The sequence below is a fragment of the Halomonas garicola genome, from assembly GCF_031935715.1.
Classification (GTDB): domain Bacteria; phylum Pseudomonadota; class Gammaproteobacteria; order Pseudomonadales; family Halomonadaceae; genus Vreelandella; species Vreelandella garicola.
The window spans coordinates 1-23065 of record NZ_JASSZF010000039.1 but is presented as its reverse complement, the minus strand read 5'-3'; the positions used below and the strand labels follow the sequence as shown (position 1 = coordinate 23065).

General features: G+C 54.4%; 20 protein-coding genes. 16 read left to right on the top strand and 4 right to left on the bottom strand.

The features are described from left to right. Nucleotides 1-283 precede the first annotated feature (283 nt). The 11 genes from RS027_RS12085 to RS027_RS12035 all read left to right on the top strand — a co-directional run bounded on the left by RS027_RS12085 (nucleotide 284) and on the right by RS027_RS12035 (nucleotide 7026). Nucleotides 284-1390, top strand: a complete 1107-nt coding sequence (locus RS027_RS12085; RefSeq protein WP_311957291.1) for an AAA family ATPase — start codon at nucleotides 284-286, stop codon at nucleotides 1388-1390. Further along, nucleotides 1368-2069: an HNH endonuclease family protein gene (locus RS027_RS12080; protein WP_311957290.1), complete on the top strand. Its 702-nt coding sequence runs from the start codon at nucleotides 1368-1370 to the stop codon at nucleotides 2067-2069. The genes RS027_RS12085 and RS027_RS12080 overlap by 23 nt, the downstream gene beginning before the upstream one ends. A 324-nt stretch (nucleotides 2070-2393) precedes the next feature. Continuing rightward, nucleotides 2394-2627: a plasmid-related protein gene (locus tag RS027_RS12075; RefSeq protein WP_089726948.1), complete on the top strand. Its 234-nt coding sequence runs from the start codon at nucleotides 2394-2396 to the stop codon at nucleotides 2625-2627. Beyond that, a complete protein-coding gene (locus tag RS027_RS12070; RefSeq protein ID WP_311957287.1) occupies nucleotides 2614-3300 on the top strand; it encodes a hypothetical protein in 687 nt (228 codons plus the stop codon). Before RS027_RS12075 ends, RS027_RS12070 begins: the two co-directional genes overlap by 14 nt. A gap of 73 nt (nucleotides 3301-3373) precedes the next feature. After that, nucleotides 3374-3697, top strand: a complete 324-nt coding sequence (locus RS027_RS12065) for a hypothetical protein (protein WP_311957286.1) — start codon at nucleotides 3374-3376, stop codon at nucleotides 3695-3697. Nucleotides 3698-3699: 2 nt separating this feature from the next. Further along, nucleotides 3700-4350 carry a type IV secretion system protein gene (locus RS027_RS12060; protein WP_311957285.1) on the top strand — a complete coding sequence of 217 codons (651 nt, stop codon included), beginning with the start codon at nucleotides 3700-3702 and terminating at the stop codon, nucleotides 4348-4350. 9 nt (nucleotides 4351-4359) lie between these two features. Then, nucleotides 4360-4653, top strand: a complete 294-nt coding sequence (locus tag RS027_RS12055) for an EexN family lipoprotein (protein ID WP_311957284.1) — start codon at nucleotides 4360-4362, stop codon at nucleotides 4651-4653. After that, on the top strand, nucleotides 4650-5018 hold the full coding sequence (locus tag RS027_RS12050; protein WP_311957282.1) for a type IV secretion system protein: 369 nt from the start codon (nucleotides 4650-4652) through the stop codon (nucleotides 5016-5018). The genes RS027_RS12055 and RS027_RS12050 overlap by 4 nt, the downstream gene beginning before the upstream one ends. Continuing rightward, complete coding sequence (locus RS027_RS12045; RefSeq protein ID WP_376717599.1) at nucleotides 4981-5646, top strand: TrbL/VirB6 family protein; 666 nt, start codon at nucleotides 4981-4983, stop codon at nucleotides 5644-5646. Before RS027_RS12050 ends, RS027_RS12045 begins: the two co-directional genes overlap by 38 nt. Before the next feature lie 3 nt (nucleotides 5647-5649). Further along, nucleotides 5650-5943 (top strand): hypothetical protein, encoded by a 294-nt coding sequence (locus RS027_RS12040; protein WP_311957281.1) that lies wholly within the window; start codon nucleotides 5650-5652, stop codon nucleotides 5941-5943. Between the two features lie 477 nt (nucleotides 5944-6420). Further along, nucleotides 6421-7026 (top strand): hypothetical protein, encoded by a 606-nt coding sequence (locus tag RS027_RS12035; RefSeq protein ID WP_311957280.1) that lies wholly within the window; start codon nucleotides 6421-6423, stop codon nucleotides 7024-7026. Nucleotides 7027-7229: 203 nt separating this feature from the next. Here the strand turns inward: RS027_RS12035 and RS027_RS12030 are convergent, their stop codons facing one another. From RS027_RS12030 to RS027_RS12015, 4 genes are all read right to left on the bottom strand, one after another. After that, nucleotides 7230-8606, bottom strand: a complete 1377-nt coding sequence (locus RS027_RS12030) for a hypothetical protein (RefSeq protein WP_311957279.1) — start codon at nucleotides 8604-8606, stop codon at nucleotides 7230-7232. 65 nt (nucleotides 8607-8671) lie between these two features. Beyond that, complete coding sequence (locus RS027_RS12025; RefSeq protein WP_311957278.1) at nucleotides 8672-13093, bottom strand: ATP-binding protein; 4422 nt, start codon at nucleotides 13091-13093, stop codon at nucleotides 8672-8674. Next, nucleotides 13086-16889, bottom strand: coding sequence for a hypothetical protein (locus RS027_RS12020; RefSeq protein ID WP_311957267.1), 3804 nt, complete (start codon nucleotides 16887-16889; stop codon nucleotides 13086-13088). Before RS027_RS12020 ends, RS027_RS12025 begins: the two co-directional genes overlap by 8 nt. Before the next feature lie 546 nt (nucleotides 16890-17435). Beyond that, nucleotides 17436-17840, bottom strand: a complete 405-nt coding sequence (locus tag RS027_RS12015; protein ID WP_311957266.1) for a YkvA family protein — start codon at nucleotides 17838-17840, stop codon at nucleotides 17436-17438. A gap of 373 nt (nucleotides 17841-18213) precedes the next feature. On the opposite strand from RS027_RS12015, the gene RS027_RS12010 reads away from it, so the two are divergent. The 5 genes from RS027_RS12010 (at nucleotide 18214) to RS027_RS11990 (ending at nucleotide 22945) form a co-directional block, all read left to right on the top strand. Continuing rightward, nucleotides 18214-19581: a YjiH family protein gene (locus tag RS027_RS12010; protein WP_311957265.1), complete on the top strand. Its 1368-nt coding sequence runs from the start codon at nucleotides 18214-18216 to the stop codon at nucleotides 19579-19581. A 249-nt stretch (nucleotides 19582-19830) separates the two neighbouring features. Further along, nucleotides 19831-20814, top strand: a complete 984-nt coding sequence (locus RS027_RS12005; protein WP_311957264.1) for a DUF1852 domain-containing protein — start codon at nucleotides 19831-19833, stop codon at nucleotides 20812-20814. A 40-nt stretch (nucleotides 20815-20854) separates the two neighbouring features. Beyond that, nucleotides 20855-21883 carry a methionine synthase gene (locus RS027_RS12000; RefSeq protein WP_311957263.1) on the top strand — a complete coding sequence of 343 codons (1029 nt, stop codon included), beginning with the start codon at nucleotides 20855-20857 and terminating at the stop codon, nucleotides 21881-21883. A gap of 143 nt (nucleotides 21884-22026) precedes the next feature. Next, nucleotides 22027-22611, top strand: a complete 585-nt coding sequence (locus RS027_RS11995) for a helix-turn-helix domain-containing protein (protein ID WP_311957261.1) — start codon at nucleotides 22027-22029, stop codon at nucleotides 22609-22611. Beyond that, nucleotides 22604-22945, top strand: a complete 342-nt coding sequence (locus RS027_RS11990; RefSeq protein WP_311957259.1) for a HipA N-terminal domain-containing protein — start codon at nucleotides 22604-22606, stop codon at nucleotides 22943-22945. Before RS027_RS11995 ends, RS027_RS11990 begins: the two co-directional genes overlap by 8 nt. Nucleotides 22946-23065: the final 120 nt, after the last annotated feature.

The window sequence follows — 23065 nt, the reverse complement described above, 5'->3', positions numbered from 1 at the left end:
GAAGAAAGCCATGTTCGGGCATTACTCAGCGGCCTCTCGCGTCGGAGAGGCCGATCCTGATGAGCGACGCCGCCAGCCAGCCTCTTCACGCCGCCCAGTCAGCGTCTTCGTGAATAAGGCGGGGTAAAGCTAGATGGGATAAATCATGTGTAATATATTTATAGTTATTTGTGAGTTCGGTGTTCTTTTTATATTTTAATTTCTTTATTTCCTTAGTTTATTGTGTGATATTTGGTGGTCCTTCAGGATTTAGTTTATTGTCTTTTTAATAGTGAGGGTTTGAATGGGATTAAAAGCACAAGAAAAAGTTTATGGGAGTCTGTTGAGTTCTCTTCGGGCAGGAGGGGTCCATGTCGTCACAGGAAAGAATGGTACAGGAAAGTCTAGGTTCTTTAAATATGCATCAGAAAGTATTGCAAAGGCATTAAATGGCGATGGCTCACAATTCGATCGAATGATATGTTTATCTGGGACAATGCATGACAAATATCCCCGGTCTATATACATGGGGAAGAGCAAGAGTGATGCCGCAGTCTATCTTGGAAATAAAGTCAATAACAATATGGTGTCTGATATTTCGCCATTTCGAACCTTGGTAAATTATATTCTGGATCCTAAGCATGTTGTATATGATAATATCTCTTTGTTATTTGAGGTTTTTGAAAAGGTCTCCTTTGAGGGGAGGATGGTCCTTAAGTTTAGATACGGTAAGGGGAAGAAAAGTGATGCTATCGATGCGATTGGTTCAGAGTTAGAAGTAGAGTTCCATTCTCTGGGCGATTCGATTAGATATTTCAATTTATTCGAAGAGCATATCGCTAACGGGAATATTCTTCTCTCTGATATTTTGTTTTCAAGAAATGGTAAGTGGTATGGCCTTGCTGAGCTTAGTTCGGGAGAAAAGCAATATATTTTAACCCTTTTAGGGTGCTTGTTTTGCTCTGAAAAGAATTCCATATTGTTTTATGATGAGCCAGAAAATTCCCTTCACCCCTCGTGGCAGTCAAACATTGTAAGAGATTTGGTTAGTATTACAACCAGGTTGCACTCAAATACAACCATGTTAATAGCTACGCATTCTCCCTTGATTGCTAGCAGTATACGTAATGAGGGTTCATATTTATGTGATTTTCCTTCAGGGCAAAGTTGGTCACGAGTAAAGCTTTATGGGAAGACAAGTGATGCTGTATTGCGTGATCAATTCCATCTTTTTTCTGCAAGATCGCCTGAGGTTGCGGTTTTAGTAAGTTCGTGCTTGAAGCTCATTACAGAGAATGAACAAGATAGCCAAGAGTTTAGAGAAAAAAGAAGGTTGCTTGAGAGCCTCGACTTGGATCTGTCTCAAGATGATCCCTTGGTGAAAATCATTGGAACAATTCTGGGGTTCTAAAGTGGCTAGTTTAAAACCTATAATCAGAGTGGTTTTGAATAGGAAGGAATATCGTGATTCTATTCAGAAGTACTTAAGGGGTGATATTGAGTGGGGGCACCGCTCTCTATCTGATGTAAAAAAGCTAACAAGAGATATTCTGCGGGAAGAGCAAAATGAGATATGTCCTTATTGCCAAAGAATTATTGTTGTTGAAAGAAGAAACACCTTGGAAGATATCGAGCATTTTCTAGACAAATCTCGAGGCTATTATCGTCGGCATGCCTTCACTGCAACCAATCTAATACTAAGCTGCCATTCATGTAATATGGAGAAAGGAACGCGGGATCTTGGAGACTCTTCTATTAGAGAAGCTCGATATCTTTATCCCGGATTAGGAAGGTTTCGTTGGCCCCACCCATATTATGATGATATAGCAGCTTGTGTACGCAAAGAACCGGGGCCCGTTTACATTGTCGTAGATGGCTCAGGGCGAGAAGCTGAGGCTGAGAATATGATAAAAGATCTCAAGCTTAATCATCTTCGTAATATTGAATCTCGCCATCAGGTTCTCACACAGCGTTCGAGAAAAATTACCTCAATATTGGCAAGGTTTATCACTAGCGATCGAGAAAGCTGCAAGAGGAGATTGAAGTTGCTTATAGAGGTACAAGAAGAAATACATAAAGAGTTGTATTAGACTTGGCGGTGGCTGTAAGCAACTGATGCAAGCCACCGTTCGCCAGTCCGCTAGTCTCTCTAATAATAAGAATAATAATGTTATTATTATTCTTATTTCCCCGCTGTGGTCGAATTAGTTTCGCCGAAAAGAAATTGTAAAATTTCGTTAATCCTATAAGTTATTGTAATTCTTTATTTATCGTGAGCGTTGTTTCTTCAAATTAATACACTTTGATGATCAATGTTTAGCATCTTGATTACTGTGCAAAAAACGTTCGCTTGAGCTTTGATTTTACTTGGTTAGCATTGATTACGTCGATGTGTGATTGATGAGGTGCTAGCCATGAAAGTCGAAGATTATCTTATTGAAAGGTTCGGCCTACTGATGAGTATATCAGACCTGGCGGATCTCCTCGGCCGTTCGCCTGATGGCGTGCGGGTTTCTCTTTATTCAGATACTGAGGTCTCTCGAAAGCTGAAGCCGACGATGGTGAAGGTGGGGCGCCGTGTCTATTTCCGGACGCTCCAAGTCAAAGACGCCCTTAATTTGGAGCCTTCTGAATATGGCGCGTGTTAATCCATCGGTAGTGCAGGAAATTCTGGGTAGGGTGATTGCCTATTATACCGCATTCACACTTCTACCTGGTGTTTCGGTTCCTGGTGCAGTTTTTCTCAGTCAAGCATTTTACTGGAGTCGTAACTCAAAGACGAAAGCACGTAATGGATGGTTCTATAAAAATCAGCGAGGCGAAGATAGCTGGGAATCAGAAACTGGATTAACACCGAAACAGCAGGCCAATGCTAGAAAATCGCTAGTGGAAATTGGCGTTCTTGAGGAAGAGAGGAGAGATGTTCCTGCAAAGATTTGGTATCGAGTGAACTGTGAGCGCCTGCTTGAGCTTTTGACGGACCAGCTCGACGAAGGCTCTTCTGGAAGTGGTTGTAATTCCCAGTTTTTCCCTTTGGTCGATTCTACTATCCCTTCTGGCCAATCTGGTGATCAGGATGGTCAAACCTTGATTCGACCAAAGGGCAAATCTATTACAGAGAATACAACACAGAGTACATCAAGAAATAAAAACGAGGCGGCCAAGGTCGAGAGTCATCCTGGGGCCGAACCAAAATTAACGCGGGCCGAGATGGCTGAGTTGCTGGGCCAGCAAAGAGCAGATCTCATAGCCAGAAACTACGGCAGCGACAAGGTTGGAGCTCCTGCAGTAGAAGAAATGCGCAGAACCCTTCGCACATAGAATTCAAGCGGCGCGGAACGGGGGTGATGGCCCCGACCGCGCCTAACCACGACTGCCTGCATAGGAGGCATACATGGCTAACAGACAGGGTATCACACCCGCCTACACCGACAGTGGCCTGCCACGGCTATACCGATCACACGCGGTCGAACAACACGCCATCCAGAGTGAGATTCGAACTCTGATGATCATTGCCGGCTACGCTTGCGATTTTCTCACCGAAGGCTTGGAAGCCCTTCCTGAAGACTTCTTTACCTGCATCGAAGAGATGAAAGAGGTGATGGAGTCCATCGACTTGAAAAGTCTGGATTTTGAAAAACGGTCGCTCACGCTCAAGAGGACGAAACGGCGTTTGGAGGCCAAGGCGACCCGGCATAACCCTCAAAAGGAAGAATGATCATGAGCAACAACATTTCGTGCGCACGAAAAATCGCTGGTGTCGCTCTCGCGGCCACCATCGGTCTATCGCAGCCAGCCATGGCAGGTGGGATTCCCGTTATCGACGTGTCGAACCTGACCCAGCAGATTTTGCAGGTCCAGCACATGCTTAACCAAATCGAGCAACTGAAAAGCCAGCTCGAAACGGCCAACAAGGAGTTGGACAGCATGAGCGGCGTCCGAGGCCTGGGCAATGTCATCGACTCGGCCTATGACCCCGCCGTGACCGTCGATCCTAACCAGGTACTGAATGATGCCGGCATCAGGGGAGCGAACGAACACGGCCTGTCAGGTGACGTGGCGGACTTGTACGACAGCGGCAACCAGAACGCGGCGAACTGGCTTGGCCAGTCCCAAAAGTCCCTGAAACAGGCTCAGGAGCGTTTCAGCGAGCTGAGCGGCTTGGTGGCTGAGGTCAACAACAGCCCGGACCAGAAAGACGTTCTGGACCTCCAGGCTCGTATCGGTGCCGAGGAAGTCATGCTGCAAAACGAAATGGCCAAGCTGACCATGCTCCGCTCTCAGGCCGAGGCCAACCAAGCGCTTCACGCTCAGCGGGTTCAGCAGATGCGCGTCGCGTCATCAGGGGAACCTTTCGAACTTGATTGGTAAGGAGGCCTTATGGGTGCCAGGAAAATTTCGTGCGCACGAAATATTGCCGTTGTGGTTCTGGTCAGCGTTGCGCTGACCGGGTGTTTCGATGACACCCCGGATACTGGCCCGGTTCAGACCGTGGACTGGTACAAAGTGCATGACGACAAGCGCAAGGTGACACTGGAGACGTGTGGCAACAACCCTGGTGAACTCCAGGGGACACCGAATTGCATTAATGCACTCCAGGCAGAAAGGGCACTGTCTAGCGGTGAGCCCTTCGAGCTCGACCTGTCTAGCCTCAAGAGCAAGGAGGACTCATGAACCTGTTTGAAGGCATGTTCTCCGTCATTGATCAGGCACTGGACCGGTACATCATCAACACGGCTACCGACCTCATCGCCTACATCACTCCGATGTTCACCAGCATGTTGATCGTCTGGATCGCCATCTGGGGCTATTTGATGATGTTTGGCAAGGTCAGTGAGCCCTTGCAGGAGGGCGTCTTTCGCATCCTTCGCATCGGCTTCATCATGACTTTGGGGCTGACGGTCGGTACCTATATGGGCGTCGTGGTGGACGTGCTGGCTTCACGGCCCGGAAAAGGTAGCAGCAGTCATCACGGGGTCCAATGGAGGCGCAGCGGCCATTTTGGACAGCCTGTTCTCCCGCGTTCTCGCCGTAGCTGATCAGGCCTGGAATAAAGCGGGAGTCATGAGTGGTGATTTCGGCATGTATCTGGTGGCAATTCTGATCATGGTGTTTGGTGGTGGTGTTGCCATCGTAGTGGCGTTTCTCCTACTGGTCAGCAAGGTGGCAACGACGGTTCTGCTGGCGATTGGTCCGCTCTTCATCATCGGTCTGCTGTTTAACACCACGCAACGTTTCTTCGAGAGCTGGCTGGGCATGGTGATCAATTTCGGCATGCTACTGGTTTTGGGTTCAGCCATTGGGCGCATGGTCATCGATGTCAGCGAGGCGTTCATGAACATCGTGGAGTCGTCGGCAAGCAGCATGGCCAGTATGACCACAAGCGCCTATCTGATTGCTTTTTTCGCCCTTGGCATCCTTGTGCTGAAGCAGGTTCCGGCCATTGCTTCTGCATTGGGCGGCGGTGTGGCAGTGGCAACTCAGGGTGCTCTGGGCTCTGCTATGTCCGCGATGCGCCCCTCAGCAATACGCCGTCAGTATCGCGGCGTACAACGCGATGCACGATTAGCAGGCAGTGCGGCAACCTCTCCTTACCGTGGCGCCAAGTCTGCCTATCGTGCCTACCAGAAGCGCTTCGGTGCTGGCAACGCGATCACAGGAGGCTAAGTCATGAATACCAATATCAAGTGGTTAGATACCTGGCGCGTCCGATGGACGCGGTTAAAGCGTGGAATGGGGCTGGTCATCTCGGGCCTGTTACTAGTGGTCGGTATCCTGTTGTCCGTGGCATTGCTCCCTGAACTGCCTGGTTTGGCCAGCGCCGCCCTTGCTGGCGATGGCGAGGCTGCTCGTACCCTGTTTGTCTGTGTGGCTGGTATTGCCGTTTGCATGCTCCAGTGGCGATGGCGCGCAGCGATATATCCCGAGCTCCGACGTGATCCATCTCAGAACGAGACCTCATGAGCTACCGGCGTTTGACACCCGGGGAGATCGAGGAACTGCGAGCCGAGATGCGCGCCGCCGGGCAGTGGATGAAAGCTGAGATGGCCAGACGCCGGCGCGAGCGGGGAGAGGCCCTTGAATATGAGACAAGTGCCTCCCCTATTACTAATGGCGAAGCCTCCCTATCAGCCCCAGGCGACGAGCATGTTTGAGACAGGTCCGTCCGTATTACTAATGGCGAAGCCCTGCAGATTGGGGACGACAACGCAGCCGGAAGGGCATGCAGCTTTTCGTGCGCACGAAACGAAGTAGTTCTAACGAGGCAAGTCCGAGAAGCTTGAGACAAGTCCGTGCGTATTACTAAGGGAGTGGCCTAGCGCATCCCTGAACCCATTTTCGTCCGTACGAAAAAGAGCGCGAGAGAGGGCACTGCCAGAGTCAAAATTTCGTGCGTACGAAATCCATGAGTGTTTTTTGAGCTAGGGCAGGATTCGCGAAGTGTCAGCCGTTGCCGACAGCGTGCTGGCATTTGGTACCAGATTCGAAGGGCAGCACGTGATGAAGGATGACGAAATGACAGAAACAGCAGTGGTCAAGACCAGGCTGACACTAGTCGAGAAGGAAGCCTGGCAGCGCCTTTGTGAAGCATCTGGCCGTTCGGAGTCAGACGTACTACGGGAGATGATTCAGCGCGCCTGTGGGGAGAGCATCGCCGAAGAAGGGCGAGACATGATGCGGGGCCCCAAGTCCTGCAAGTTATCGATTCGACTGACTCGCCAGGAGCAGGAGTTGATCGCAGAGCGAGCCGCCTATGAGGGGTTCCCAAATCGCACTCGCTGGGCTTCGGCACTGATTCGGGCCACGCTGCTACGCCAGCCAGTCATGAACGAGGAAGAGCTCTCGGCCCTGATCCAGGCCTCTCTTTCACTGACTGACGTGATTGAAAACTCGGGCGGTACTCGGCTGGGCTTACCCCGCATGCGTATCAAGGACCAAAGTCAGGGAGAAATCAGCATCAAACAGCTTCAGGACAAAGTATGGGAGGTTAACGAGCGCGTGATGGCACTGGCCTACGGTAGTCGCAAACGTTGGAACCTGGTTTGAGCGTAGGAGACGGAAATGCCGCGATATAGCTTCAAGATCGATCCGTGCCCTCCAGAAGAGGGCTACGGCTGGGTGCTTAGGTACTTCGAAGATGATTGGGAGATTCCGGGCTATGAGGGGGCGATCTCCAGTTCCAAGTGCAACACCTTATCCATCAGTTACCATGACTTATAGCTATCGCCACCTCACCGCTGAGGACCGAGCTAAACATATATGGTGCCTGTAGCTAATGTCTCGCTGAACTCGTCAAAGCTACCGCTTCGTTGCAGCGTACGTATCTGCCATAGATAAAACGCACGCAGCGACCTGCTTTCAGCGCCTATACTCTCGCGATACGCTTTCCCGCGTGAGATGAGTGCCGTCCCACAATTTCCACGAAGTTGTCTTGGTCGAGCCGGTCCCCACCCTGCGTTCCAGTAGCAAAGATCAGCGACGACCTGATTTTCTACCTCTACCTCTAGCTGTCCGTCACGAAGCGTGATCTCAACCTCATGCAAACCAGACATCGTCGGAAAGAAGAGCCGTGATGGATACAGATCATGCTGGAGGTAACCCATCCGGTCGAAGTCGAGCGTGCCGGCCAGCGGCCAAGCTTTACAAGCTTTGTCCACCAGTTGTTCGAGTGTCGGTGGAACTACGAGGGTCGTTGTGCTGAGTGGTTCCGGAGTTTTGCTGGAAAGCGCTTGCCTGCGTGTCCAGAAGGACTCAAGGTGAGCCGCCAAGTCCGCATCGTCAATGTTGCCGCCAGTGACCTGTGACCACCGTACCAGGGACACCTCCACACACCGTTCCATGGACATCACGACTGGCGAGTTGAAGGCGATTAGTTCGTCGCCATGACGTGCTGCCGCCACGCGGGCAAGGAGGGTACGAAATGATGTTTCGGTCGCTTCGGTATCGCCGTCGAAGTCAGTTGGTTCCGGGAACCAGTCTGGACGCCCTGGTTTAAGCAGAGCTAGAGTCGGATGGAGCGGTAGTGCTAAAAGAGATTCCTGATCCGCCAATTCCGGCGGCATCTTCCAGAAGTGTTTGGCCACCGCCATCGTACGAAGGTAGGCGGAAATGGCGCGAAGAGCGGTGCGCGTGGAAAGCTGGCCGATGAAGCCATCTCCCAGCGGCCGTATGAAGTGCCCTGCATCACCTTGGTACGGGGCATCTGGGTAAGCAGCTCGGTTCTCCGTCCATTCAAAGGCCATCTGCCGGACGAATGGAAGTCCGGAATAGGCTTCGAGCCTGCTCATGGAAGTCCGGAAGATCCTGGGCAAGTCCACGCCTTGTACGCCGTTGAAGTCATCCGGTATCTCGAAGTCCTCCGGCACTTCTTTCAGGCTCGCATTGTTGGCTTGAATCGACAGTCCACAACTCGTCACCAGCAGGTCTGAGAGGGGGGAGGGTTTCAGAATGCTCTCTGCCAGTTCTGCAGTGGGGGAGTAGCCGAGCCCCTTCGCCGCCATCCAAAAGATGCACAGTACCTCGACAACCTCGGCCTCAAGCTTGCGCGAGCGCAGCAACTGGAGCAGCGCGGATTCGGTTTCGACCCTCACAGCTGGCTCTCCCAACCGAGCTGCGAGCTCCTGCATGGTCCACCACCGTGCGGACGTGGAAGGCCACCCGAGACGGGCAATGAGAATGCGAAGGTCGTTCATCAAGCCCCCGAGACGGTAGACGAGACCAGCTCAGCCGCCCAGCGAGGCTGTTCCAGAGGCAGGGTACGGGTGTCTTCAATGACGCAGTTGACCATCGTCTCGGCGAAGTTAATGGCCTCTGTGGTCCGCTTTTGTTGCGCATAGAAGTAGACCATCAATTCCGTGGGCGCCACACGTGGCGGTTCGGGGTCGCCGAACATACCGTAGGTTGTCGCAGTTACAAATTCGTCGCAGCGCCGCGGATAGTGCTTGAGGATCAAATCGAGCCTGCTGCGGGTCTTCTCTTCGTTCTCAGCAAACCCGATCCAGGCACCGTTATGGATGTGTGCCTGGACAAGGTATTTCCATGCCGCATTCACGCCACTCAGCTTACGTCTCGTCTGAAAGGCCAGATCAGATAGTACCAAGATGCCCTTGCGCCGCCCCTCTTCTGACAGAAGCAATCCGTCGAGCGTCGCGAGCAGTTGCCTTCCCTGCCCAGCCTTGTCCCAGTGCTGATACCAAGTGCGAAGAAGCCTCGCTTGCTCGTTGTAGCTGGTCGATAGGCTGTCGAGCAGGTCGCCGAGTTGTTCCGGAGCAAAGGTCGTGACATCTCCCTTGTAAGGCTTGCTCTCGCTGTCGCTGCTGGGGTGCTCCGACCGTCGCAGCAGGCCGATGTCCCAACCAGCGTGCTCGCGAAGAACGCGCAGCCGCTCTGCAGCGCTTGAGCTGCCTTCCTGTGTAAGTCGATTCAGCACGTCATGAATCTCAGGATGCAGTCCGGTTCGCATCAACGCGTCCAAGGGCCAACCGTCGTTGATGGCTTGCTCCACGTATTCCCGCAGACTGTCTTCTGCTTGCGACCAGTCGCCTGCGTGCGTGTGCTCCTCGTACTTGATCACCAGCGCTGACGGTTTCAACCTTGCAAGCAGCCGATCGGCGGCCGCCAGAACGTGTCTGGTGCCTCTTCCGTCGGTATAGTTCAGAACGTGGTGAACCTGAGGCGCTATAAGACTGAGCAACCGTCGAGCGTCGTCCGGTGCGGCATCGACCAGGTAGCCGATGGCGTCGACCGTATTGTTCAGCGTAGGGTCTTTACGATGCGCATAGCCGGTTGTCAGCTCCCACGTTTGCTTGCACAATTCGCGAGCGCTGGTGCTCAAACCATGGTTTAGCGCAATGGCACAGAGCTGGAGTGGCGTCTGAAGATGTACGCTGGTTTCATGGCGGATTTCTGCATCAAGCTGGACACGCTGAGACTGGACGAACGTCGCCGCCGCTTCGTCACTCATCCTCGTTAGCAATCCAGCTGCGTACTGGGCGCGGAAGGATGCGTTGTCAAACCAAGTACACTGCCCAGCCGCTTCCATGGTTTCTTTCGTCAGAACCACATCGTCGGATTGATTCAGCAGGATGCTGCCCAGATGGATGTCGCAGGCAATGCGATGCAGTGCGCTCCGGAAGTCCTCGGCTGCAGAGCTCGAGTCATAGCTTTGCCTGAAATGTCTGAACTCTACTGTGTTGAGCAACTCGAAAAGCTCATGGAAATTGACTGACTCCCCCCTCCACCAATGGTGCGCAACCTGCGCCGCGGCCACAGAGAGCGCGTTGAGGAGTTCGGTGATGTTCCTCCTGTTTTCGTAGACGGGGGCACGCACGAACTCAAATGCGGTCTGACTTTCCGCAGCCATGCATAGGCTCAGCTGAACGGCACTGAAAAACCAGTGGTGCGCGAGTGTCGCCAGATCCTCCCTGCGTTCGTAGTAGTTGCCCTTGAGCCACTCAATGGGGATTGAGTTGTTCAACGGCTTTGAGGCCCGGGTGTAAGCTGCCTCTACGGCAGCGACAAAAGGGGTTCGGTCAAGCTCATTGAAGTCATCGCGCTCTGCGATGCTCACACCAGCAATCGCCGCCGCACGGACGCACGCATTACTGAGGATGCTCTTGCTCTGACCAGGAGCAAGCGAAGCAGCAGTCGCCATTAAGTCATCCAAATTGCCTTCCTTAACCAGCATCAGGATCCGTGGCAGCCAAACAACCGGCCTGTTTTTGGTAACCAGCCGTGCCAGCGCTGTCGAGGTCGCACCGATAGCACCAAGCCGCGCAAATGCGTCGATCAGAAACTGAAACTCATCAGAGTCGGCGTTCGACGAGTATCTGCTGGAGAAACGACTCAGGCCTCTGAAGCGACGAAGTGCCTCTTCACCGCAAGTTTCTGCCAGAACTTGATCGCCCCGCGATCGCAAGGCCAAACCAAGCGCGGCAACGCGCAGGATGTCCGTTTCATGTCGGGACGCAACAGCCTCACGTATGACGCTCTCCTCCGTAGTCAATGCCAACGTGTAGGAGATGAGGCGGGCTAGATCATCGTTCTGCATTTGGAATTCGCTGCCACCAACCATCCGGGCCTTTAGGTGCTCCAGACGATAAGCATCCGCGAACGCGGTGGTCTCAAGCGCTGCAACCAGGGCTTCTGACAGCAGCGTGTCGAACAGCGACTCTGGATACCCCTCTTCAAGGCGAAGCATGATCCAGTCGCGGGTGAGTCCCGTGATGAGGTTCTTGGGGTCACCCAATTTCGCTTGAACCGTCCAGAGCCAGTTCACGCGTAACGAAGTGGGAGCAGAATACTCGAGCCAGTTCGCGACTGCAGGCATCAGTTCCTGGATGCGGTCTTCGTAGTCAGCGGTCCCGCGCACGAAGACAGCCAAGCTCTCGTGGAAGACTTTCAGGCCGGCAGCTGACGAGTGGAGTAAGTGCTCCACGTTCTCGACTTCAGGCGTGGCAGTCTTGATCTCGGCGGCAATCTCAGTGAACGCCGTCCTTGGCCAGAAGAATGGGAAAGCACAGATTAGCCGCAATGTATCCTTTAGGCTTGGAAGAAGCCTTTCCCACAGCGATGCATAGTAGAACTTTGCGTCCTTGCTCAGATCTCCCTTCAACTGCTCAACATCCCAACTGGACAGCCTGCGACGAGCATGCTCAAGCTCTGCAGTGGCGTAGATAACGTGAAGGGGGTGGCCGTTGGTTCTTGAGCGGAGCGCGGACGCTGCACCTTGTAGTTGCTCTTCGGCCTGCCTATCATCCTCGAAGCCAGTTGTGAGCCTGCCCTCTTGAACCGCTTTACGGAGGTAGGAAAGGACTGCGTTCTCGGACATCGCCGGTAAGGTTCGCCATTCGGCCTTAGGTGCGGAGGCGATCAGATCAATCGGCAACTGGGCGTTATCCACAGGTTGAGTACCGACGAGCAATACCATGTTGTCCGGGCAAGGGATCACTTGGGAGAAAAGGTCGTCCAACGGCCGTTTGTCTCCAGCGTTGATGCGCCAAACATGATCCAGACCATCAAGGACGAGTACGAACGGCTTGCCAAACTCCTTGTAGTAGGACGCGCAAGCCTCCAAGAGTGCACGCAGGCCTCCTGTCGTCCTCGGGACATCCTCGTGAAACTGTTCGACCTGCGCCTGGATGGATTGCTCGACCACGTAGCTGTTAACCCGATCACGGCCACGCTCAGTCGTCGAGAGGAAGTAATGATGACGAACCGTAGGGATGTCTCGCTCAGCGAGCGTGTCGCACAAGGCGCTCAGGTAGGTGCTCTTTCCACGGCCAGGTGGCCCAGTCAGAACGATCGCCTTCCCAGCAGCTCCGATTGCGTCCCGGACAAACTCCTTGTGGAACGTCGCATCGGGCACTTCATACCCCTTGGGCACTATGAAGTCCTCGGGCAGCGGCGCGGGCGGTGACGCCTGCAGGATGGGGAGGACCTCTACCAGCGTGATCCAGCCGTCCGGGGGCGGAAAGCTCTTCTGCGTTGCCCAGTTCAGGGCAGCGTTCTTGAGGATTGCGATGCCTTCAGGGGTGCCATACATTCGGAGTCTAGCATCGACCTCGTGCTCCAGCTTGATGTATCCCTTATCGCTGTGCCGAATGCGCAACTGGCCGAAAAATGCTTCGCAGTTCTCAGTACTGCCAAGCTCAGTGATCACCTTCGAGCGCGTCGGCTCCGGAATCTTGGCAAAGGAAATCCTACCATTATCCAGGCAAGCCTCGATGGCGGCATCCGGCCGACGGTTCGTCGTCAGAGAAATCTCGCCAATGCGTTTCGGGTCAAGCTTCTTAAACGCATCGAACCACTTGCGGAGCATAGATCTCGAGCGCGCCGTCTTGCCGGACTTCTCAAGCATCCATTCCCACGACAGCAGATGCGCGTCAGGATTAGGGGTGAACTTGACCTGTTGAAGGTCTACGAGACCATCGCTTCGTTCGATGACGATATCATCCAGCCCTTGAGGCGCTTCGTTTTCGTCATCACACTCGAATTTCACCCGGCTATAGCGAGCCGGTGCGTCGAGCCAATCGCAAAGAACCTTGAGGCCTTGACGATTTTGATAAATGTACCCGGCCGCAGTGATTGCAGTGTTCTTGATGTTCTCAGACATGGTTGTGCAACGTGATGAGTTCAGTCTTTATCCAGGTGTCCAGTACGTCCACTTGCACGAACTTGGTCGGAACCGGGTAAGGTGGATGAACCATCCAATAGAACACGTCACGGCTTACGTAGAGTTCCACATTCCTGAAAGGCTTGGCTTCCGATTTTGGCCACTTTAGTAGCTCAAGCAGCCTTGAGCGGTTCTTTGCAAGAAATTGCCTCCGGCCGAGGATTCGACTGAACTGCCCAGCCCTGTCGCTCTCCGCTTTACCGAATATTTTGTCACGGAGTCGACGGCCATCCTTTATTGTGTAAGGCGGTTGGTTGTACTTGCACTCCACCGTCACAAGCAAATTCACATCTGGCCAGTAAGCGAATACATCGAAGTCACCAACGTCCTCGAATCCCTCGCCGCGGAACCTCCTGAAGAAGTCGATGCCTCTTTGGACAAACGGGGTGTGCCGGCGGAATATCTCCTCGGTGCGAAGCTCCAGCCGATTCTCGATGCTCTTCTTGACTGTTCGAATGACCGGTTCAACATGGGGCCACTTGAAGTCTGCAGGGAGGTGGCCGTCCCGCACCGCCGACATCCAGTTGTACATCGACCGGCTGGCTACCTCTGCGCCCCAACGCAAGTTTGTACCGTCGACAACCAACGGTCTGATCGCGTATCGATGGATTCGCTTACTATGCTCCCAGTACGGGACATCACTCTCGTCGACATCCTTCCCGGACAGTCTGCGAACGCCTTTCTCCGAGAGCGTGAGGAATGCCACAATCCTTTCGGCTTCTGCAAGCCCTAGTCCCTCAATACTATCGATCAGGCATTGCGCAACACAGTTTGGAGCCGCTGCATACGAGAGAGAGAGTTTATCGCCGAAGCCATATCTTTGGGCTTGTGACAAAACTGCTAGAGCGGTGAGCATGCTATGCAGGTCAAATCCCAAATCGGCTTCGAACGCATTCTTGAGCTTCTCTGATGACAGCAACTCCTCCGGCTCGCCCTCCACAGCATCTTCGCTGTTCGATCCAAGCCCCAGCCGTGACTTCGCATACTCGCGTGCAAAGTCCGCCTCTCGGTCGTTGGAGCCGGTCGAGTAAAAGACCTCTGGGATGTACGAGTCGTCTATCACAACACCACCAACGTCTATGCCGTTGTGAAGGACATCGCTGGCTCCGGTAAGTACCATGTACCAATCAACTAGGCCAACCAACTCACGTAGTACTTCGTCAGTGACTTCCTCGTTGCCGGGTATCGGTGAGCTGACAGTTTTTTCCAGTAAGTACCGATAGTGACGAGCTGCGGATCCGAACTCTTTTCGAGCTTGTTCAACGGCATCCGGTCTGTCGTAGTCCACATCATGAGCGAGGCTCTGACGGGCACGTTGTACCCTCATTCTCTCAGTGACAAGACACGCATCGTGCTGCTCAATGAATGCCTGAAGAAGTTGATGCCTGTCGAGCGATGCTAGCCGATTCTCGATGTGAAGGCGTAATCGTACGCTGGCAGGATCAATCCTGGTCTTGGCATCGGAAAGTTCATAGCGCCCTGGCACCAGATTGAGCGCCATGATTTCCGAAGCCAAGTGCTTGCGTGCAAGCTTGTAATCGGTGGGCGAGGGGATGACGGGTTCCACGTAGTCTGGGACATCAACGTTTCGGGCAACGACTCTCAAGTGGTAACGAGCCGGCTCTGTCGCTCTGCTACAAAGCCGGTATTTAACGCCGTCGAACAACTCCAATCCGCATGCGGCGTGACACCTTTCGAGCGTCTCCAGCAAGCAACGAACTTCAAAAGATCCGTCCTTGGCCGCGTTCAACCCTGCAAGCACTGCGCGAGTGTCAACTTGCAGGTAAAATAGCCCTTTGCGAACGGTATTCTCTTCCGCTGTAGTTACTGCTCGCGAGAATTCCTCAATTGGCTGAGGAGCTTCCTCCGTGCTAACAGAGCCACAGGGGGCAGGGCTGCAGACGAACAAGACATGCGGCTGTTGAAACAGCGGGACGTCCGATATCAGCTCGCGGCATCTATAGGTGCAGTCCGCAAGTAGTTGGGCGAAGAGGTCGACCATGCGAGCATCCTCAATCCCCATGCTCTCAGAGATTTGCACCAGGGATTGAACGGTGCAGGTGCCGACTGATGTTGAGTACGCGATTGCCTTGTGATGGCGAGATTGGAGCTCAACGACGCCTTTGGTTCCATGGGTCAGCCGCCAGCCCGCAGAGCCATCTGGAAATACACTTGGGGCACGCGACCAGAAGTCAGTAAGCGCTTTGAAACGCCAAGAGGTGCCCCAGTGAGGGTCCAATCCGATAAAGGTGGGTGAAATTGCTCCTTCGACAAGTACGCCATGTGTGTCCTTGAAGGATGCATACAAGTCTGCGGGCCCGGTAGAGAAGGGACTGAGAGACCGCCTTTGAGAATCGACGAATTTCCAGTAACGTTCCAACTCGTCGAGGTCATTCAGGCTATCGAAGATAGTGATGAAGTCCGCCAGCGGCAATAGGCGCGCGGGCCTCTCAGGCACGTCGATGGCGCCAAATGACGTGCCCGCCTGGGTAACTACAATAACGATATGAAGCTCGTCGGCGCTTGGTCCAGTGGATCCATCCTTGGACAACATGAGTCCGCGCCCGTCTGCGAGACGGAAGTGAATCGGTGCGCCGCGCCTCACCTTGGCGTATGTGCCCTTCGCTGCGTTTGACAGCCGCTCATTCGATGCATGGTCGCATGCGCAAATAAGGTACACGCCGGAGTCGGCTGATATGACGCAGCTGATAGGGAGGTCTTCACAGACGGCGTCACCGACGAAGAGCGTCAGCGGTCCCATAACTGTCCCTGGGAACCGCTCAGCAACGAACCGAGCGAGCCTACGATGTGTATGAGCATTGACCATTTGGCCAACTACTTCTTTGTTGGCCCAGTGGTCAATGACGACCCCTGGGGCGCTACGAACTGACATTGGTACCCAAGTGCCGTCGCTTTCGACCCCTAAAAAGGGGAGAGCCGCCCCCTGCATTACCGCGTCGCCGAAGGCGCTCGAGGTCAGCGGTGCTTTGAAACCGCCAAAGCGAGTCTCGAGCGCACCCCCCACCTTATCTCGCCAGTCAGCAATATCATCACCGACCTGTCGAAGCATGGCACTGCACGTCAGCCAGAAGTCCTCGGAGGGCACTTCGACATGGGCTACTTGCGCTTCCCCGGCCGTGGTGTTTCCCAGGTCGGGTATCGAATCAATGATACGAGCTTGCAACGCAACGGCGAGGTCCATATGGGCTTGGGCCTCAGGAACATGGGCGTAAGTAATGCGGAATGCTTCTACGAAGTCAGGTGTACGTTCAATGCAGCTACCGTAGAAAATCGGAACGAAGCTCTGGCCAAGGCGTACCTTGGTTTGCCCCCAGTCAGCCTCGGGTGAGAAGTCCTCAAGCATCGGGAACTCGGGCCATGCCTCGTACAGTGCACCCGCAAACGCCTTGAAGTCTGCATAGCTAGTGATCGACATTCCGCCTTGGTCACTGTGATGAAGATCTAGCAGAACGCCCCACGCGAAGATGTGCTTGATAGGGCTTCCAGTGTTGGCTGGCCATAGCTCGGAGACACTCAACGCAATCGCTGCATCAAGGCTCTCATACTTTAGGAGTAACGCTCGTGTTGCCTCCAGGCATTTTTGAAATTGATTTTCCTGATCTTTCTCGTCAGCGATCTGCCCGTGAAGCCCAAACATCTCACGCAAAGGAGACCCATAGTCGGTTCCCAGTCGTGCAAGTCTGCGCTCCCGCTTCTTTCTAGATTTCTTCCCCACGTCCCTGCTCCCGAATGAACTGCTGTAGAAGATCTCTGGCTGCCAGCAGAGGGTAACTGCTATGACTCATCTGATCATCAGGTACCACTCAACTGAGCCACGTCATCGACACGAACGCAAACGCTTCAAACGGTACATCAGCGGTACACACACCAGCTTCGTATGCTATCCTCAAATTTCGCTAACCTACTGATTCCAAATAATTGTACCTTTCGCTCGATTACGGTCGCTTTTCCTTGTGTGTCAGTAACTTGTTGTTTTAAAAGCCAACTCATAATCCCTTGGTCGGCGGTTCAAGTCCGCCTGGGCCCACCAGCCTAATATATATGACAGAACCCGCCTTGTGCGGGTTTTGTCGTTTGTGGGCGGGCGGGTACTCCGGCGTTGATAACTGTTATCGCGCGGCGAAGCCGCCTTCCTACCACAAGAGGCGGAAGCGTACAGGTTTCTGTAAGAGGCCGGTTTACCGGGCGAAGCAGGCTGCTATAGCCTGCCGAGAGAGTTGGTGGTGAGGCGCTACCGCAGATCAGCGCTCGTGGCAGATCTTCACAAGAACCAGCGCTTTACGGTTTGCCTGGCCTGTTCGGCATGCGCTTCCTTGATGTGTACCGCCACGATGCCGATGGCTGCTGCCAGTACGCCGAAATCATCCGTATAGCCCAGCACCGGCGTGAAGTCGGGGATCGCATCGATGGGGGATATGAAATACCCCAAAGCGCCGTAAATGGTGGTTTTGGCCCAGGCGGGCGTATCCGGGTCCTTGGCCGCGTAGTACAGCTTCAGGGCCTGGGTAATTGTGCCTTCTCCTGCCTTTTTGGCGTATTGGGTGATTTTCTTCCAGAAACCGGCTTCCGAGTAGTCTTTCTCGTGCTGCTTGATGTCTTCCGCTGTCTCGGTGCTCAAGCCGTCTGCCGGGGCCGGATCATTCATGGTGGAGTGATTGGTGCTCATGAGGTGTTCTCCAGGCATTACAAAACGCAGGGTGCGGCTGCTGACTATGACAGGTTCAGGCCATCAGTCGTTTTACCACAAGTGGCATGGAGGATACCCGCAGGCGCTGGATGGCCGTAAGGGACTGCTGCCGCTCCAGGTCGGCAGAGAAAGGGCAGGTGCGCCTCGGAGCTGCCTGCTCGCGCAGAGGTTAGGCCTTATTCCTCCTTTCTGGCAGCAGGTTTTTGACGTAAAATGCGCGGTTTTTCAGCATCTCCTCCGGCAGCGCACCCTCGCTGCCGGGGTTTTATGCGTTGCCGCGAATGATTTGAATAAACCAGCATGCTTGATGTTTGCCCAGGCAGGGGAGCCCGGGCCTCTTGAGGGAGTGACGATGAAGGATACACCGGCCGAAACGCCAAAGCCCGGCATGCGTAACGTGCTGATGTTTTTGTTGCCCTCGCTGCTGGGCATTTTTCTCTTCATGACGCCGGTCAGCTATCAGGGTGATCTCACCATCATGATAGCGGTGCTGGCCAAAAGCCTGCAGGCGGTGTTGGGCGGTGCGCTGCCCAGTATTGTCACGGCACTGATAACCGTCTCGGCGGTGCTGTCGCTGGTGGTCACGGTCTTCAAACCGAAGCGGGTGATTGCTCACCCTTTTTTGAATGTCCTGTTTAATATCAGCCCTGTGTGGCTGACCAGCCGGCTGGTGGGCGCGGCGTTTGTCGTGCTGGTCTACGCCCAGGTCGGGCCCGAGATTCTGTACGGCGGTGATACCGGCGGCCTGGTGCTGAACGATCTGCTGCCCGTACTCTTTGCGGTGTTTGTGTTTGCCGGCCTGCTGCTGCCGCTGCTGCTCGACTTTGGCCTGCTGGAGTTTATCGGCACCTTGCTCACCGGCATCATGCGCCCGGTGTTTCGCCTGCCCGGGCGCTCCGCTGTTGACTGCATTGCCTCCTGGCTGGGGGACGGCAGCGTGGGTATTCTGCTCACCAGCAAGCAGTATGAAAGCCGCCACTATACCCAGCGCGAAGCGGCGGTGATTGGCACCACCTTTTCGGCGGTGTCGATCACCTTCAGCCTGGTGGTGCTGGCCCAGGTAAGGCTGGAACACCTGTTTTTACCGTTCTACTTTGCGGTGTGCCTGGCGGGTATTGCGGCCGCCATCGTCGTGCCGCGCCTGCCGCCGCTAAGCTGGAAAAAGGATACCTTTATCAACGGAGCACCTCGCCCGGCAGGTAGCGAAGCAACGCCGGAGGGTTACTCGCGGCTAAGCCACGGCTATGCGCTGGCGCTCGCGCGGGCCGGCAAGGTCAATAGCCTGGGCCAGGTGGTTCGTACCGGCATTGGTAACGCGCTGGATATGGTGCTGGGCGTATTACCCGTGGTGATGGCGTTTGGCACCCTGGCGCTGATCATCGCTGAAACCACGCCGCTGTTCAGCTGGCTGGGTTTGCCGTTTGTGCCGCTGCTCGAGTGGTTACGCATACCCGAAGCCGCCGCCGCCTCGCAAACCATGGTGGTCGGCTTTGCCGATATGTTTATTCCGGCTATTCTGGCAAGCTCCATCGAAAACGACATGACGCGGTTTGTGATTGCCGCACTGTCGGTCACCCAGCTGATTTATATGTCGGAAGTGGGCGCCTTGCTGCTTGGCAGCCAGGTGCCGGTCAACGTGATCGAGCTTTTCGTTATCTTCCTGCTGCGTACCCTGGTCACCCTGCCGGTTATCGCGCTGGTGGCGCACATGGTGTTTTAGCGATTTGTGCTGCTTGAAGCACCAGATCTATTCGACAAAACCCGCCCTGTGCGGGTTTTGTTGTTTTACGGCAGGGACGGCATCGCTCAGAGGATACGGCTCACCATGAGCGGAATTAATGTTCATCATGAGAAACTTCAGCTTGCTTCATGAGCCCCCGGTTTCGATAATCTTTCGTTGATTTTCAGCGGCATATCAGCAGGCAAATGCCTTCGCTTCATGTCTCAGGCACCAGGATGGTAAGTCTCGATGAACAAAGATATTGCATTCACCGTTAAAGGTATTCGCTTCGATGAAAACTATCGCCCGTCGAACAATACCCGCATCACCACCAACTTTGCCAACCTGGCCAGGGGCGAAATGCGCGAAGAGAACCTGCGCAATACGCTGAAGATGATTGACAATCGCTTCAACGCTCTGGCGGATTGGGATAACCCCAAGGGCGATCGCTATACGGTCGAGCTTGATATTATATCGGTGGAAATGGCCGTTGATACTGCCTCTAACGATAGCGGCCTTCCTCTGATCGAAGTACTGAAAACAAGCATTTTTGACAAGAAAAATAACGAAAGGATTGAGGGAATCACAGGAAATAACTTTTCCTCTTACGTGCGGGACTACGACTTCAGCGTGGTTCTGAAAGAGCACAACGAGGGAAAAGAGGAATTTAGCGTTCCGAGTGATTTCGGCGCTTTGCACGGCAATCTCTTCAAGTCTTTTGTGAACTCTGATACGTACAGGGAGAATTTTAATAAGCCTCCTGTTATTTGTATCAGCGTGTCAAGCACCAGGACGTATCATCGCACAGAGAACTATCACCCCGTGCTGGGCGCCGAGTACGTTCAGGAAGCGTACTCCTTGACCGATGAGTATTTCAGCAAGATGGGGATGAGGGTTCGCTACTTCATGCCGCCCGGCAGCGTCGCGCCCCTGGCTTTCTATTTCAGCGGTGACTTGCTCAGCGATTACACCAATCTTGAGCTTATCAGCACCATCAGCACCATGGATTCTTTCCAGAAAATTTATCGTCCGGAAATTTACAACGCCAATTCTCCAGCAGGAAAAGTCTACCAGCCGAGCCTTGAGCAGCCGGACTACTCGCTGACGCGTATCGTCTACGACCGAGAAGAGCGTAGCCAGCTAGCGGCCGAGCAAGGCAAGTTTGTGGAAGAAAGCTTCATCAAGCCGTACCGCCATATTCTTGAGCAGTGGTCCATCAGCTACGCTTCCTGACGTCTGAATTCAGCACCCATTTATCGCGAGGTCTTTCATCATGGCAACACTGTTACCCACGTCGACCGCCGGCAGCCTTCCCAAACCGTCCTGGCTTGCCGAGCCGGAGGTGCTGTGGTCACCCTGGAAGCTGGAAGGCGAAGGGCTGATAGAAGGCAAGCAGGACGCCCTGCGCCTGGCCCTGCACGAACAGCGGCATGCGGGTATCGATATCGCAAGCGACGGCGAGCAGTCGCGCCAGCACTTTGTCACCACCTTTATTGAGCATCTCAACGGCGTGGATTTCAATCAGCGCGAAACCGTCAGAATCCGCGACCGCTACGATGCCAGCGTGCCTTCGGTAGTGGGGGAGGTATCCCGCCAAAAGCCGGTATTCGTCGACGACGCTAAATTTCTGCGCGAGCAAACCAACCAGCCGATCAAGTGGGCGCTGCCCGGGCCCATGACCATGATCGACACCCTTTATGACGGCCACTATAAAAGCCGCGAAAAGCTGGCGTGGGAGTTTGCCAGGATCCTCAACGAAGAAGCGCGCGAGCTGGAAGCGGCCGGCGTGGATATCATCCAGTTCGACGAGCCGGCGTTTAACGTCTTCTTTGACGACGTGACCGACTGGGGCGTAGCCACGCTTGAGAAAGCCATAGAAGGCCTTGAGTGCGAAACCGCGGTCCACATTTGCTACGGCTACGGCATCAAGGCCAATACGGACTGGAAAAAGTCCCTCGGCTCCGAGTGGCGTCAGTACGAGGAAGTGTTCCCCAAGCTGCAAAAATCCGGCATCGATATCGTCTCGCTGGAATGCCAGAACTCCCACGTGCCCATGGAGCTGATCGAGCTCATCCGTGGCAAGAAGGTCATGGTCGGCGCGATCGACGTCGCCACCCAGGCCATCGAAACGCCGGAAGAGGTCGCCGCTACGCTGCGCAAGGCGCTTGAGTTTGTCGACGCCGAGAACCTCTATCCGTCAACCAACTGCGGCATGGCCCCGCTGCCGCGCCGCGTCGCCCGGGCCAAGATGAACGCGCTGAGCGCCGGTGCGGAGATCGTGCGCAAGGAGCTCGCCGGCTAAGCCAGCACAAGGCCGAACTTTTAAGCCCCCGTAAGCGAGCGCCGCCTGTGCGTTTGGCTTGAGGGGGCTTTTTTGAGTTTCCTCTGAATAATGATATGTTTCTATGTATCAAGAACATCAAGTGATATAGAAAAGATAATCACATGAGCTTTGCAACCGAACACCTTGCCGAGCGCCTCAAGGCCGCGCGAGAAGCCAAGGGGCTGAGCCAGCGCGCGCTGAGCAAGCTTTCCGGCGTGCCGCAGTCGCACATCTCGAAAATCGAGAGCCACGCCGTTGACCTGCGTATTTCTAGCCTGGTCACGCTGGCGCACGCGCTTGAGCTGGAGCTGATGCTGGTGCCTCGCCAGGCGCTTCCGGCGGTGCGCTCGGTGACGCGTAGCGTGACGCCCAAACCGCTTCCCAGCCGAGCCGAGCAGCGGGAGCTTGCGCGTATCCAAAACAAAATCAACGACCTCGTCGCTAACGCACCCAGCGCGCACCTTGCTGCCTTGCAGCGCCGCGTTCGTGAAATCACCCAGATTCACAGTCAGCTCGACGTTGACGTGCTGCAAAAGGTGCGTCGTGCCGTGGAAGCGGTCGAGCCTTCAAGCAGTGATGCAACCATTAGGCAGGCTGAAGACGCCATCCATTCGCTGCGTAACCGGCTGGCACATAGCGCAGCGGCCTATAAAAAACCGAGTGCGCCCAGACCGGCTTATCAGCTTGAGGAAGATTCAGATGACTGATGTCGCTGTTCTTGAGGTACTGCTGCACGGGGAGCCTATCGGCACGCTGACGCATGTTGGCGGGGAACGTACGCTATTCGCGTTTTATGATGATTATATCGATAACCCGGACCGGCCGACTCTGGGGCTCTCCTTCAAGGATGAATTTGGCGGACTGCTGACGGAGTTTCGCGCTTATCGCAGGCGCGTCATGCCGTTTTTCTCGAACCTTCTGCCCGAAGGCCATCTACGCCAATACCTGGCGGAGAATGCCGGAGTGAAACCCGAGCGCGAATTCCACCTGCTTCAGGCGCTGGGGCATGACTCGGAGTCTGTCAACATAGTTGCCATATAAACCCGGCCTATTCATGAGGCCGGCCTGAAAACGAAGATAGCGGATGGTATTCTCTTGAAAATTCAATGTGTTCCGCCAAGAACCTGAACCAAGAGAGCCATCCGCTATGGGTGAAAGCCT